The following is a 15,351-nucleotide window of genomic DNA, read 5'->3' as shown; positions in this document are numbered from 1 at the left end:
CCATTTATGTGTTATTCAAACTAATCGGTAGTCTGCCATACACCTTATCCAATCCAAACAGTGTGCGAATTGCGATTTTAAGGGACAGCGGATTAAAATCATAAGTACAGATATAACCATCTGCCTGTGGTAATAAGCGAAGATCATAAGGACTTTTTGCGGCAATAACAATAATCGGACAATTGCAGGTTTTCTTCAGCTGTGTCAATAAGTCAATTTGGCTGCTTCCTTTCGTAATCGAAACTGTTAATAGGACAACGGCCTGGTAGCTTTCAGTGGTAGAGATCACATTTTTCAAAAGAACATTGAACGATGGATCCTCGATTTTGGCAACTTCTGATTCAGTGTGTACAGACTTAACGATTGACTCAAAGACCGATATTTGATCTTTCTGATCCTCTACCTTCGCTGCAAAGACCATTCCACTATACAGAAACAGAGTTTTTGAATTTTTTCTGTCTGAAAGAGGAAGCAGATCCTGTTTGTTAGTTAATAATGTGATCCCTTCATGGTACACTTTTTCTGCAGTCGTCCAATGTTCTTCTCCTTTTTCAACTGAAATGACCTCCTTTTTCAGGGCCTGACCCCAATCTAGATATTTATCCTTCAGTCTATCAATTCTTTCCATCGAATTTCTAACTGATTGTGTATCGATTTTTCCGTTTTCAAGAGCACTAGTTACAGCTTCCAGTGTCTCCTTCTGCTTCTCAAACGTATGTGAAACCATGGCAAAATCTGCTCCGGCCTGGAATGCCATAACGGCGCCCTGAGCGGTACCGAACCGATCATCGATGGCTTTCATCTCCAAACAATCCGTCGTTATAACTCCCTGAAAGTGAAGGCGTTCTCTCAATAGTCCAGTCAGAACTGCTTTGGAGAGTGTAGCCGGTAGTCCATATTGTTTTTCAATAGCAGGAAAATAAACATGTGCGCTCATGATCACATCAGTACCTGCCTTGATACATTTTCTGAACGGAACGAGTTCAACCGATTCCAGTCTTTCCAAATTATGGGGGATGACAGGAAGATCCAAGTGGGAATCAACTCCCGTATCTCCGTGTCCGGGAAAATGTTTCAGTGTCGATACGATACCCTCTGACTGCATTCCTCGCATAAATGCTTCTCCCATTTCAGCAACCACTTGAGGATCTTCTCCAAACGAACGCGTGCAGATAACTGGATTTGCGGGATTATTATTGACATCTACAACAGGAGCTAGATTCCAGTTAATGCCGACACTCTTTAATTCTTCCGCCGTCATTCTAGAAATTTCGAATGCATTTGCTGTTGAATATGTAGCTCCGATAAGCATCGATCCGGGAAATTCAGTCGAGCCAGAGCCCAGGCGCCGTACTGCGCCATTTTCCTGATCCGTACAAATTAACAGTGGATGTTTATGCCCAGCCCTTTTTGCCTCCCCCTGAAGTTCCATCGTTAACTGACGGATCTGCAACTGGTCATCCATATTTCTTGAAAAAAGAATAATGTTTCCTAACTTGTTTTTATTGATAAATTGCTTTAATTCAGGTGTCATCTTCTTTCCATAAAAGCCAAAAACCATCAGTTGACCTATGTTTTGAATGAGATCTCTATTTTGAAAAGTAATTGGAATCACCCCATTAAAAAGTGTCTTTTTAAATAGTCTTTGTTTAATGGAACTAATACAATAAATAAGGCAGGACATGTTCGCTGAACTGATCGCATTCCGCTTGACATTGTTCAAAGAAATCGTCAAAATTATTTTCCAATATTTTCTGCCTGATCTTCGTATTTCCTGCCAACAGATTGAAAGTGCATCGATTACCATTTCCGAGAAACGAAAACTCAGATGGATACATTTCGGCGACCAGTCCTAATGTGTAAAGACCTATCTTATAAGACTGAACCTTACTAATATCAGTAATATGTATTTGAATTCCTCGGCAAAGCTTCCCTTTGTATTTTGAATAATAGGGTACAAAACTTGTTGGCCGTGCAAGTACTCCCTTCAAGCCGAGTTGGTTGAATTTGTCAGCAATTTCCGAACCATTCATATACGGGGCACCAATCACTTCAAATGGACGTGTCGTTCCTCTTCCTTCAGAAAGCGTCGTGCCTTCAATAAGGCACATCCCAGGATAGAGGACAGCCATCGCTTCTCCCGTAGCGTTTGGTGAAGGCTGAACCCAGCATAAACCGGTCTCCCGGAAGTACATCGTCCGACTCCATCTCTTCATCGGTACTACAGTCAACGAACAGTTAATTCCGAATTCATGTTTATAAAGCAGTGAGAGCTCGCCGATTGTCAATCCATGACGATTTGGGAGAGGATGCATTCCAACAAATGAAGAAAGTGACTTATCAAGAATATTCCCTTCCCGGTTTAGACCGTTTACCGGATTAGGCCGGTCGAGAACCACGACCTCCTTTGATTCTTCCATACATGCTTCCATTACTAAACTCATAGTTGAAATAAAAGTATAATATCGCACACCAATGTCTTGCAAATCAATGACGATGCAATCGATGTTCTTCAGCATCGCTTTGCTTGGTTTCCGGGTATTACCGTAAAGGCTATAAACTGGTAGATGAGTCAGCGGATCCGTATATGATTCAATTGGCAAGCCTTCCTGACCGTCTCCTCGAACACCGTGTTCCGGTCCAAATAAAGCCGACAAATGAATATCCGGCTGAGCCATGAGTAGATCGATGGTCGGACACAGTCTGCTGTCCAGTCCAGTCATATTAGTAAGCAAACCGACCCGCTTTCCCTTTAGCAGTGCTATTTGGTCCCGCAGCAATGTTTCAATACCTAATTGAATCATTTTTACGCCTCTCATTTATTGATTTTTTTTAGTTATGCAGGTTTACCTTTGATGAGCTGCTTTTTTAGCGAATCCAAAAGCCCTTCATTCTGATATTCCCACTCATTAACGCATTTCGCAATTGATCCGTACACAGGAGGATAGTCAGGAAAAATAAATGGGGCAGAGATTCCAGAACAAACTTTTTCACGAATGATCCGGCTGTTCCATACACCACCGACAAGCACCGTTTCAGGCACTGATTCAAATTTGGACATTCCGTTTTGAATAAGAGAAATTAGGTCTTGCGCTGCCTCAAATAGAATGTGTTCAGCCAAGCAATCCCCTTGTTCCGCTTCACTTGCCACAATCGGAACTAATCCAGCAATAACATCTTTGGATGATTGGTAGACAATCGGCACAATATCATTAATGGATTGCACATGAAAATACCGGGTAAGCGCTGAAATTAAAGTTGTTTCTCTTTCACGCCCATCATAGACCATCAGCACACGCCGAACTGTTTCACGTCCGATCGCATAACCGCTTCCTTCGTCACCGAACAGATAGCCCCAGCCACCCATTCGAAAATATTTTCCATTGTCAAGAATACCAAAAGCGATTGAACCGGTTCCTGCAATCACAACGAGTCCTGGCCTCCCATCTGTGCCGCTCCACAAAGCGTTCATCGCATCGTTTCCAACCTGCAGATGACTGATTTTTACAGGGCAAGCGTCCTTTATAGCATTTGCCAATTTGCGGGTTAACGCCGGATGATCAGAACCAGATAATCCGGCATAACAACCGGCAATCGATACCGGCTTCTTCACAGACATGAGTTCTGAGAAAAGTTTCCGAAAATGCTCAGTTACCTGATTAAAATCCATTCCATTCGGATTGGTTCCAGCACCAATAACTCTGTTGATTAGTTGCCCACCAGTTGAAAATATTACCGCGTCAGTTTTTGTCCCACCGCCATCAATGGCTATATAATAATTATCCATTTCCAAACCTCTTTCAGATAAATTAAGAGATTATTCGCATTTGTTATTCGCGACAACTGCCTTCCTGATAAATCCATTCGCGTGCTTTAAACGTTCCAGTGCCTCATCTAGAGAGCAACCAAGCAGTATCATGAGGATCGCCGCTTTAACATTCTGATGTGCATTAAAATATACATTCTCCGCAGTCTTCAGATCCGTACCTGTTGCTTCCATAATGATCTTTTTCGAACGCTCAACAAGTTTTTCGTTATTCGGTTGTACATCTACCATCAAATTTTCATAAGCTTTTCCTAGACCGATCATAGAAGCAGTAGAAATCATGTTCAAAACTAATTTTTGAGCAGTACCCGCTTTAAGTCGTGTGGATCCAGTCAGTACTTCCGGCCCTGTTTCTATCTCGATCGCCATATTCGAATATTTGCTGATTTCGGCATAGCGATTGCAGCTAAGACTTGCTGTGGAAGCACCAATTTTCTGAGCATACTTCAAACCGCCGATCACGTATGGTGTCCTTCCGCTAGCCGCGACTCCCACAACCAAATCATTCTCGGTAAGATCTAATGCAGCCAAATCTCCAGAACCCATCGTTTCATTATCCTCAGCCCCTTCAACCGCTTCAGTAAGTGCCTTGTTCCCTCCGGCAATCAGACCGACAACTCTGTCTGGAGAAGAACTGAAAGTTGGGACACACTCAACAGCATCCAACACGCCAAGCCTTCCACTTGTCCCCGCACCCATATAGATGAGTCGTCCACCAGATTGAAAAGCGTGAATTGCAGATTTCACAACCTGTTCAATTTTCCCCAATTCTCTTGAAACTGCTTGAGGCACACTCTGATCTTCCTGATTCATGCTGCTTAACATTTCATGAACCGTCATCATATCTAGATTGGTTGTTTTTTTATTTCGTGCCTCTGTCGTCAGTTTATCCAGCATTCAAACCATCCTTTTTAAAACTGCAATTTGCGATTATTGAATAACTGCTTTATCATCACGCCAAAAACCTGTAAACAAGTCCTGCATTTGAGTATCACCTTGATCAATATATTTTTCTCAGATTCACCGGACTCCTGCTACTTTTTCATTCTCTAATGATTTGAAGTAAGTAGCATAGGACTTCCAAGGATGTGCGCCTACTTTTTTGTAAAAGTCTATTAACTGTGTCCAATCAATAATAAAATGTTTCAGACCGCGTCTACTGAGATAAGCGATTCCCGCTTGCACAAGAGCAATGCCATATCCTTTTCCGCGTTCTGCCGCGTCAATTCCCAGAGGACCCATTCCACCTAGCCCATCTGTAAATAGAGGAGACCAATAGACGTTCTGGGCGATTTGACGGGAGAGGTGATCGTTAATCCTACAGAAACCAATGACTTGTACATCGTTCTTCAGGATGACAAATTCTCTCCCATCGCCGCCCATCTCAAAATATTTAATAGCTTCATATTCCCAACGTCCCGGAAAGCATCGATGCAGAAAATCAAGCAACAAACCTTGATCATTTTTATTATTTAAAAGCAAGAACCGTGCTTCCTTAACCTCTGGAATCTGCAGAACCGGTGTTTCAGTCAATAGGTCGTATTCTCTTCCATCGAAATGATAATTTCTGGAAACAAACCACTGTTTGACTTGAACGTAATGATCAGGAATGCCGGGAAAATAATGCCAGACATCTTTGCCAAGTATAATTTTCTTTGCACCGCGCTTCTCAAGTGCATCCTCGGCTCTTCTCAAAAGTTCTGTACCGATTCCTCTGTTCCTATTTTCAGTCTTAACGAGCAGGACTTGAATCCATCCAAGCTCACTATTAAATCCGACGTCAATGGCTTCCTGATATTTTTTTGTAATGATAAATCCGATAAGATTGCCGCTTTCATCGACTGCCAAGCAGGAACCAGCAGCTAATACATTGGTGTCTTCATAACTGTTCTGAATCAGAAGCTCCTTCCTTAAGGGAAATTCATCACCTATTTCCTGATTCCAGAGATGCACGATATCGTTCGCGCGATTTCGCGTGATCGGCACATAATACATCGATTTCATCCTCCGATTAGTATTCTGTTTTTCATTCCAGTAAAGGGAGTATAGTTTCCCAATATCAATTGTTCTTTTGCACCGGTCGCGGTGGGAACATTTGCTGGCTGCTGATGCACCATTTCATTTGCCAGCACAGCGAAAGCGGCTGCCTCTTTTGCATCAGCATTTAACCGATTACTTTCAAAGGTTTTGATCGTGACATCTGGTAACATCGTTTGCAGCCACCCTATTAAGACTGGATTATGACTGCCTCCCCCACTCACCCATATCTCGTCAACTGGGTTTTTAGATTGAATAAAATCCTGATAATTTTTGAAGATAGCCTTTGCGGTAAAACAGGTTGCAGTGGCAATCAAGTCATCGGAATTTTGATCGTGCCAATTCTCCACCATCCATTCCGCATACTGTTTTCCATAACGTTCGCGTCCAGTGGATTTTGGCGGTTTTTTTGCAAAATACGAATCATTCATCAATGTTTTCAAAATCTGCTTGATCACTTTACCCCTTTTCGCAAAGTTTCCATTTCGGTCATAGGGTCTGCCATAGAACTTTCGGACAAGTTCATCGATAATCATATTTCCAGGACCCATATCAAAGGCCTGAACACTCCGCAAGTTTCCTCTTTTTGGGAGAACCGTGATATTCGAAATACCTCCAATATTCAACAGGGCAATGGTTCGTTCAAGATTTCTGAACAATAAATAGTCCACATAAGGAATCAGAGGTGCGCCTTGTCCTCCCGCCGCCATATCCATGACGCGGAAGTTTGAAGCTACAGGTGTGCGCGTCTCGTATGAGATAACAGCAGGTTCACCAATTTGCAAGGTTGAGGCGTGATAAGTTTCGTCTGAATCCGGAATATGATATATAGTCTGGCCATGAGAACCAATAAGATCCACTCTGTCGATTGAAAAGTGAGCATGGCGGCACAATGACTTCACCGCATCAGCAAAACAATACCCTAGTTCGAAATTCAAGCTACAGATCAAGGGAGAACTCGACCGGTCAGGGTCCATTGCTGTAAATATTTTTTTCTGCATCTCCTGCGTATATGGTATCGTCTCAAAATCCAGAACCTCGAGCTCAGTCTGATCTCCTGAATCTTTAATTCTTGTGAGCACCGAGTCAATTCCATCAGCTGATGTTCCGGACATCAAGCCGACAACATATTTATCAACCATTTTCACACCCCTGTGCTTAGATTTAGAGACATTTATCTATTTCAGGCTTTATTTTTTGGCCAACTCAGACATTGCGAGATTATTAACTATTCTCCGGATGCGATTCATATTAATTTGACGGCTGATGTGCACTCTGTTACTTAGTAAAATAAAACCAAGATCACTTTCCGGATCGATCCAGAAAGAAGTACCGGTAAACCCAGTGTGGCCATAACCTTGATCCGAAACATAATAACCTCCAGGAGAATAACGGTCATCGGCAAGCTGCCAGCCAAGTCCACGGTTATATTCCAAATGCTTTGTATAGTTTTTACGACTAGCCAGAAGCGTCGCGGGTGATATAAAATAATTCCCGTGTTCCGTCTTGCCTTCATTCATCAGCATGTGAACATAAATCTTCAAATCATGAAGATTTGAAAACAGGCCTGCATGACCGGATACTCCTCCCATGTAATGCGCATTTTCATCATGCACCTCTCCCCACTGAAACTTATTAGCATCCGGAAGCCATTCCGTTGGCGCAATGTACTGCAAATCCGCCTGGGGATTAAAGCAGGTATGAGTCATGCCCAATGGTCGGTACACACTTTCCTCCGTAAAAACATCCAGTGGCTGGTACGTAAGTTTTTCTACAAGAAAGCCCAATAGAATAAAATTAAGATCACTATAAACAGTGTGCTTTCCGGGTTCAGCATTTATTGAAAGAATGTAATTCAAGATTTCTTCTTTCGTCCATCTGTATTGATAAAACGGAAACGACGGTGGAAATCCGCTAGTATGTGTAAGTAAATCTCTGAGAGTAAGCTCACTGTTCACTGATGCAGGAAAGAACATCTGAATGGGATCATCAATATCGATTCTGCCTTTTTCAATCAACAAAAAGATGCTCGGCAAAGTTGCACAGACTTTGGTAAGAGAAGCCAAATCAAACAACGTGTCCATCGTCATCGGTATTTTTTTATCTTTATGAGAAAAACCCACTGCATTTTCAACGAGTGTTCCATTTTTATCGAGTATGGCATAGACAGCACCGGGAATCTGATGTGCTTCAACCATCTCATGTAAAAATTTATCTAGTAATTTAAAAGACCGGTTGTTCTCACTCATCTTTTTGCCACCTACTTGACCCGAAAACTATTTTTGATCGCGCCCAATGATCGATTGAGATATTTCAAGGATGATTCATATTGATGTCCGGCAATGGAGAGATAAATAATATCCACAATGTTCAACTGGACAATTCGTGATGAAGTCGCAGCACTCCGTACATCAGATTCTGAAGAAGCAATTCCGATATGGACATCGACTAGCTGTCCAAGTGTATTGTTTCCGTAACGTGTGATGCCAATGGTCATTGCACCTGAATTCTTAGCAGCTTTAATGCATTCGACTGTTTGAAGAGTTTCGCCAGAGTTGGAAAAGGCGACAGCGACATCATCACTTGTCAAAGTGCAGGCCGATGTCAACTGCAAATGATTGTCAGCGTAAGCTGTGCAGGCTTTACCAATTCGCATAAATTTTATCTGCGCATCACATGCGACGAGCTGAGAAGCGCCTGATCCAAAGAAATCTATGCGGCGCGCACCCTCAATTAAGTCAATTGCTTTTTGGAGCTTTTGAATATCGAGAACTTTGAGTGTTTCGTTAATTGAGTAAATATTGTTATTCGATACAGAAGTAACGATGGTGCTCAAATCACTGCCCGGATTAATTTCTTTATATTCATCGCCATTGGACGATGAATCCTGTAAATCTCCGGCAACACATAATTTCAACTCCTGATAGCCCTTTAAATTAAGTGTTTTGCATAAACGAATGATCGCTGACTGACTTGATCCGCTCGCTGCTGCCAGCTCACTCACAGTCATTTGAACCATTTGGTCAGGATAATCTAGAGTAAATTTTGCCGCTTTTTGCTCTGATGGATTAAGTGCCCGATAAGATTCCTTAAGTCTTGAGAGTCCGCCTCTTAACATGGTCATCACCTTTTATTATTTATGTTCCATACCAGTATTTAAAGGAATAAAAGTATGTTTAATGGTCAACCGAAACTGCAGCTACATCACGTATTTCTGGAAAGAAACATGCATAAGCGTCTGTACTGTTTCCCTGTGAGATGAGTTCCGGCCGTTTTTCACTGCAAATCGGTTGACTGAACGGACAACGATCGGCAAAAAGGCATCCTACCTGCTCTTCTTCACTTTGCCGGAACTGCGAGGTCAAAACAAAGCGATCTTTCCCCGGCTTTTCGATGCCTTTCAGAATCGGCATTGCACTTAATAATGCTTGTGTATAGGGATGGTGAGGTTGACGAATTACCTGCTCGGTCAGACCTTTTTCAATAATCATTCCTTTATAGACCACATACAGTTCTGTATTGCTCCCCAGGTAACGTGCCGATGCAATGTCATGTGTAATAAATAATATAGAAATATTAAACTTTTCTCTTAGACTGCGTAGTAGTTTTAAAATTCCAAGCCGCAAAGACACGTCAATCATTGAAACGACTTCATCGGCGACTAGCATTTCCGGTTCAACGGTTAGTGCTCTAGCGATGATCACCCGCTGTTTCTGCCCACCGGACAGCATGTGCGGATATTTAAACAAAATCGTTGAAGGATCGAGTCCCACTAGTTTGAGCAGCTCATTCGTACGCTGACTGATCCATTCAGCTCCCTTCTTCTTTTGTCTCGCCATTTTTTTCAAAGTCGCAGACATCATCTGCTGAATCGTATGTGTTGGATTCAAGGCCTGATAGGGGTCCTGATGAATCAGTTGTATTTTTTGAAGCAGTCGAGCTCGTGCCCCTCGTCTCAATTTGGAAATGTCCTGCCCATTAATGATAATGGTTCCTTCACTCGGCGTTTCCATCCCGCAAAGCATCCGGCCTATTGTTGTTTTCCCGCAACCTGATTCGCCAATTAGAGAAACCGCCCCACCATCGGGAATCGTTAAGCTGGCGCGACGAACTGCGTGCACTATCTTTCGATCAGAAAATTTCGCTTTAATTGTGAAATACTTTTCTAGATTTTTAATTTCAATCATGGACACCCACCCTAAAACAGGCAACCTTGTGAGATTTGCCAATATGAGTCAGATCCGGCCTTTTTTTCAGGCATTCATCCGTTCTGATCGGACAGCGATCATAGAAAAGACAGCCGGGCTGCTGATAGGTCTTGTAATCTGGTGATGCACCTTTCAAAGGCTCTGCGGAGTCGATATCTCCCGAGATTTTCGGAATAGCGCGAATCAAGCCTCTCGTATACGGATGTTGAGGATTTGCTAAAACATCATCCGTTTTTCCTTCTTCTACAATCTCCCCTGCGTAGAAAATTTCAATTCGCTCGGAAAGGTCAGCAATGACACCAATATCATGAGAAACGAGTGCAATCGTTAGTTTTTTTTCCTTTTGAAGTTCACGGATGATTTCGAGCACTGATGCTTGAGAGAGCATATCCAGAGCTGTCGTCGATTCATCCAGGAATACGATATCCGCATTCAGAACAAGTGCAAACATGATTCCGACACGTTGCCTCATCCCGCCAGACAATTCATGCTGATACGAAGCCAGCACTCGATCTGCATCTAATCCTAGACGCATCAATAATTCTTTTGCGTACTTTATCAGCGCTCTTAAATCTTTCACATCATGCGATCGTCCCAAGTCTAGGATCTGCTGACCAACTCTTCGAAGCGGATTCAATGAATTTTGAGCCGCTTGAAAAACAAACCCGATTTTCTTTCCTCGGATTTTTCTCTGCTGCTCGGTGCTCAATTTCAACATATCTTCCTTGCCATCTAGAATGACCGACCCGCTCTCAATTTTCCCTGGTTTCGTCACTGCATTCATAATCGCCATGATCAGAGTCGACTTACCTGAACCAGATTCTCCGATAATTCCGGTAATGCTTCCCTTGGGTAAATCGATGTCAACATTTCGGACAGCTGGAATCTGACCTGTGGGGGTCGAATAAACGACATTAATATTTCTAGCGCTGATTGCCATGTCTTGATTTTTTTCTTCAATTACGTTCTCCATATTTGCCGATGAGGCATTTGTCATTTTAAGCATCCTCCCTTAAACGTGGGTTGAACATTTCATCAACCGCATCTAAGAATAGAACAATGCCAAGTGTTAAAATCAGCAAGGCAAGAAGAGGGGAAAGCAGATAGGGCAATGCACTTGGACTAGACATAGCCCCGGCGGAAAAAACAGCCATATTCAGCATAACCCCCCAATTATTAACATGGAATGGCACGACACCCAGGAAGAACAGTCCGACTTCCGCGTAAATGCAGCCGGTGATTGATGTCAGCAGGTTCATGCCAATATAGGAACTAACATTAGGAAGGATCTCCCTGAAAAGTATATAGAAGGGTGAAAGGCCAAGACCTCTGGCTGCCTCGATAAATCCCCGTTCACGAAGAGACAGTGTCTGTGATCGTACAGCTCTTGCCATTCCTCCCCAGCCCGTTATTCCAAGAATAAAGCCCATTGCGAGCGGATGCCCGAAATTCCAGACTGTTGACAGAACGACCAGTAGCGGAAAAGAAGGAACCGTCAGAAAAAAGTCTGTGATGCGCATGATCACTGAATCCGACCAACCGAGAAAATAGCCGGCAACAAGACCCAAAACAGTCCCAAAGACGACAGTAAACAGTGCGCCGAGCGCTGCCGCTAGCAATACATATCTTGCACCGGTAATGATCAGTGCCAGATTGCTGGTGCCCTCGAAATCCGTTCCGAGCGGGTATTTCCAGCTGAGCGGCGCATAAATTGCATTAGGATCGATCGGGAGCTCTTTTGGAAAAAGATAGGGTCCAACGATCGCCATCAACGTAAAGATAACAATAATGATGAAGCCGACCAACCGACCTGGCTTTCTAGAGATTGCCTTCCATGCAGCCCTCCAGAAAGACTGCCTCTGATAGGCTTTAGGATTAAATTGTTTAATAGATTTCATTGTACTCGTTGTTCCCATACAGGACTTACCTCCTTATGCGGGGATCGACAATCGAATAGAGAAAATCCGTAATAATATTCGATAGAATAACCGCAATGGTGATCAACAAGAAAGCTCCGCTCATTAATGGATAGTCTCTTGTATCAATAGACTTAAGTAGCAAATTTCCCAATCCAGGATAATCGAAGATATTTTCAATAAAAACCGATCCACCGAACATAAATCCGATTGATAAAGTAAATAGTGTGAACAGCGGAAGGATTGCATTGTGAGCGATATAACCGACTCGTGTCGAAGCCTTCAGTCCCCTGATCTCCGAAGCCAGGATGAAATCATCACCAAGTACTGTTATAACACTCGATTTCATGGTCAGTAGCCAACCTCCATAGCTAGATAACGCATAAGTAAAAACCGGAAGAACGGCGTGACTGAAAAGCGACGAGATAAACGGCCAGTTAAATCCCGGATCAATTGATGAATCGTATGGTGCACCAAAAGGCAGAAGCGGCCATAGTGTTGTGAACAAATAGGCAAGCAGCAGCCCCATAACAAATTGGGGAATGCCATGTAGTAAGGAGCCGGAAACCGTTAATGATGTGCCAAATGGTGATGAACGTTTGATGGCAGCGATGACTCCCGCCAAAACTCCGATAAGGAAACTTGCGATTAAGCCTGTAAATACGAGAACCAGTGTCCAAGGTGCCGCACTCACAATAATATGCGATACACTAACGCCTTCATAGGAGATGGACTGCCCAAAATCGAAGTGTAAAAGGTTCAAAATATAGTTGACAAATTGCTGACCAACAGGCTCCTTAGGGATAAAACCGTACATCACCTTAACCTGATTCTCCGCTTGGACAGGTGTCATCCCCTGCATGATCAGCTGATTATATTGAGCATTAACCGGATCACCAGGCATCATACGTACAAGGAAAAAAGTTAAGGAAGCGACGGCCAAAACCATTAAAATGCCAGAAAAAATCCGCCATACAAGGCGGATTAAAAAATCTTTCATGAAATCCTGCACCCCCCTTTTCATCTAGTCTTTTTTTCAATATTTCGCGTCTATCCCTTACTTGAGATTATTTTGAAGATTTGGGTGTGACATAGCCCATCGACATCCACACGCCTGGCATGTTATTCATTAAGCCTTCGTCTTTGACTGGGAAGTTGGTAAATCTGTTATTGTTTACGAATTGAACATGGATATAATCCCAGATTTCGATGAGCGGAACATATTCATTGGTTGCTAGCGCCAGCTTCTGGACATTCGGACGCTGCTCGTCAACCTTCATCTGATTCAACTGATAGGTTAGTTTACCAGGATTGACTTTTTCACCTGCAGATAATTTAAGATTTTGTGGAATACCAACCCAATTTCCCTTTGTTTTATCTTTCTGATCGGAATAAGTAAGTTTTCCACCGACTACGTTATATCCGTCTGGCATACCATAAATTCTGCCAAACGATGTATACATGCTTGCTCCAAGTGAATCCAGCCAGAAACCTACTGCATATTTCTGAGCCGCCAAATCAGCCTGATACTGTGCAAAGCTGCTAACGATCGTCGGTTTCGCATCAATTCCGAAATTGGTCAGCTGACTCGAAATTACTTTACCGCCTTGAATCCAGTCACTAAATCCGTTAACAACATAGATATCCATCGTCCAAGGCTTTCCATTAGGCATAACCCATTTACCATTGGTTTTCTTAAATCCTTCTTTTTGAAGCATAGCTGTTGCCTTTTTCAGATTAAGATCGTAGGTATCCATTTTCGAACGCGTTGACGCATCGATCCATTTTCCAGCCACACTATCTACAATGCCGTCTGTGTATTTAGATGGCTTTCCAACAACTGGCTCTGCTACTTTCTGTACAGCTTTTCGGTCAATGACGTAAGCAAGAGCTTTGCGAACATTGACATTGCCGTAAGGATAGAATTTCTGGTCAAATGCCAGGGACGCGGCAACATAAGTTGGTGAGACTACTTTCTGGTTACCTTTTGTCTTAACAATATTGTCCAGAACGTTTTGAGGCATTGCCGTGAACGGCGCTGCGTCTAGCTGACCGGAAGTGAGGTAATTCCAGATCTGTTGGTTTCCGGTATAATTTCTTAGAGAAACGCTGCCAACTTTCACTTTTTCACTCGCGTAGAAGTACTTATTTTTAACCAAATAAGCTTCGCCGGGATTCAAGCGTTTCAAAACGAAAGGACCTGCGGAAATATCTGTTTTTGGTGCGAATGTAGTAATACTTTTTCCAAGTTTTGTAATCTGTTCCTGAGCTTTCTTTGCCTGAGCGGCTTTGGCTTTATCTTTACCACTGTACAAAGACTGATCAATCAATGCCCAGATATTCTTAGGCAGTAGTTTGCCGTACTGAAAGTCGGGAACAACTGTCTGCTGTAGCAAATCATGTAGGAACATATTATATTTTGCTCCAGGCAATTGACTTAGCTCTACTTTTTTCTGAGACAGGACTTTAACCGATCCCAATGAGAATGATTGTGCAGTGCCTTGTGTAAATGCAATAGCCATGGATGTCTTAACATCATTAGCAGTTACAGGCTTCCCATTGGACCACTTTGCTTTCGGCTGAATTTCGACAGTTGCAGTTGTTCCGTCCGAATTCGCGCTCCATTTTTCTGCCAAACCTGGATAGAATTTGTTCAGGTCTGTGGCAGAATTTGCTGACCAGGCTAGCTGCATTTTGTCAAAACTTGTGAATGAATTTCCCGTGGCATTATAAGGGTTTTTAGGTGCACCGGGAGAAATTGGATGGTAATAATAAACAGTCGTGAATTTTGATCCACTCATATTTGAAGTCGTACCGCCACATGCAGTCATTGAGATAGCCAGTAATGCTATAAGCATTAAAATAGTAAGACGTTTAATTACCTTCAATTCTTGTTCATCCTCCTTTTTTTAAAGACACCGTGCAATGGATCGGTCAACAACAAAAATTATGTATCACCCCCAAGAAAATGACTGAATTTTTCTCTTGTGAATTCTAAAAAAATTGCAAAAATAGATAATATTTTATGCTAGATAAAATTAATATTTGTAAAATATAATTTCATCCGATGAATTTATTTTAGTTTTCTAAAAATTTTTTGTCCATGAAATTGTCACTTTATCTGACATATTTTTTTAAATTAATCAGAATCACTTAAAACTTTATACCGCGCAAAAAAGTTTATACCTTTATACAAAAAAAATCCTCCGAAACTATAATAGAATAGTTCGGAGGATAACCATTTGACATTCTATAAAATTTATCAATATGTTATTAGATGGCCAGTTGTAAAATCAAATTAGCCAGCTAGGTTGGAGGAATAAAACACCATTATAAAATCCGGTGTTATCATTAAAGTGACCAA

At 42.3% G+C, this 15,351-nt stretch carries 13 protein-coding genes; all 13 read right to left on the bottom strand.

Features of this window, described 5'->3' with window-relative positions; genetic code table 11:
• Window positions 1-4: 4 nt before the first annotated feature.
• Window positions 5-1,735, bottom strand: a complete 1,731-nt coding sequence (gene nagZ / locus P343_RS34880; RefSeq protein ID WP_152525328.1) for a beta-N-acetylhexosaminidase — start codon at window positions 1,733-1,735, stop codon at window positions 5-7.
• Window positions 1,659-2,804 (bottom strand): exo-beta-N-acetylmuramidase NamZ family protein, encoded by a 1,146-nt coding sequence (locus tag P343_RS34875; RefSeq protein WP_023511556.1) that lies wholly within the window; start codon window positions 2,802-2,804, stop codon window positions 1,659-1,661. The genes nagZ and P343_RS34875 overlap by 77 nt, the downstream gene beginning before the upstream one ends.
• A gap of 32 nt (window positions 2,805-2,836) precedes the next feature.
• Complete coding sequence (locus P343_RS34870) at window positions 2,837-3,787, bottom strand: N-acetylglucosamine kinase (RefSeq protein WP_023511555.1); 951 nt, start codon at window positions 3,785-3,787, stop codon at window positions 2,837-2,839.
• 30 nt (window positions 3,788-3,817) lie between these two features.
• Window positions 3,818-4,723, bottom strand: coding sequence for an N-acetylmuramic acid 6-phosphate etherase (murQ, locus tag P343_RS34865; RefSeq protein WP_023511554.1), 906 nt, complete (start codon window positions 4,721-4,723; stop codon window positions 3,818-3,820).
• 123 nt (window positions 4,724-4,846) lie between these two features.
• Complete coding sequence (locus P343_RS34860) at window positions 4,847-5,821, bottom strand: GNAT family N-acetyltransferase (RefSeq protein WP_023511553.1); 975 nt, start codon at window positions 5,819-5,821, stop codon at window positions 4,847-4,849.
• Window positions 5,822-5,826: 5 nt separating this feature from the next.
• Complete coding sequence (gene anmK / locus P343_RS34855; protein WP_023511552.1) at window positions 5,827-7,005, bottom strand: anhydro-N-acetylmuramic acid kinase AnmK; 1,179 nt, start codon at window positions 7,003-7,005, stop codon at window positions 5,827-5,829.
• 48 nt (window positions 7,006-7,053) lie between these two features.
• On the bottom strand, window positions 7,054-8,112 hold the full coding sequence (locus tag P343_RS34850) for a serine hydrolase domain-containing protein (protein WP_023511551.1): 1,059 nt from the start codon (window positions 8,110-8,112) through the stop codon (window positions 7,054-7,056).
• An 11-nt stretch (window positions 8,113-8,123) separates the two neighbouring features.
• Window positions 8,124-8,987: a MurR/RpiR family transcriptional regulator gene (locus P343_RS34845; RefSeq protein WP_236620372.1), complete on the bottom strand. Its 864-nt coding sequence runs from the start codon at window positions 8,985-8,987 to the stop codon at window positions 8,124-8,126.
• A 52-nt stretch (window positions 8,988-9,039) separates the two neighbouring features.
• Complete coding sequence (locus P343_RS34840; RefSeq protein WP_023511549.1) at window positions 9,040-10,050, bottom strand: ABC transporter ATP-binding protein; 1,011 nt, start codon at window positions 10,048-10,050, stop codon at window positions 9,040-9,042.
• The gene (locus P343_RS34835) at window positions 10,043-11,068 is read right to left on the bottom strand and encodes an ABC transporter ATP-binding protein (RefSeq protein ID WP_023511548.1); all 1,026 of its coding nucleotides are present in this window, start codon (window positions 11,066-11,068) and stop codon (window positions 10,043-10,045) included. Before P343_RS34835 ends, P343_RS34840 begins: the two co-directional genes overlap by 8 nt.
• Before the next feature lies 1 nt (window position 11,069).
• The gene (locus P343_RS34830) at window positions 11,070-11,987 is read right to left on the bottom strand and encodes an ABC transporter permease (protein ID WP_023511547.1); all 918 of its coding nucleotides are present in this window, start codon (window positions 11,985-11,987) and stop codon (window positions 11,070-11,072) included.
• Between the two features lie 7 nt (window positions 11,988-11,994).
• Window positions 11,995-12,987 (bottom strand): ABC transporter permease, encoded by a 993-nt coding sequence (locus tag P343_RS34825; protein WP_023511546.1) that lies wholly within the window; start codon window positions 12,985-12,987, stop codon window positions 11,995-11,997.
• A 67-nt stretch (window positions 12,988-13,054) separates the two neighbouring features.
• On the bottom strand, window positions 13,055-14,875 hold the full coding sequence (locus P343_RS34820) for an ABC transporter substrate-binding protein (RefSeq protein ID WP_023511545.1): 1,821 nt from the start codon (window positions 14,873-14,875) through the stop codon (window positions 13,055-13,057).
• Window positions 14,876-15,351 lie beyond the last annotated feature (476 nt).

It is taken from the genome of Sporolactobacillus laevolacticus DSM 442 (assembly GCF_000497245.1).
In the GTDB taxonomy this organism is placed as follows: domain Bacteria; phylum Bacillota; class Bacilli; order Bacillales; family Sporolactobacillaceae; genus Sporolactobacillus; species Sporolactobacillus laevolacticus.
The sequence above is the reverse complement of the archived record's forward strand: the minus strand, read 5'-3'. Positions and strand labels throughout refer to the sequence as shown.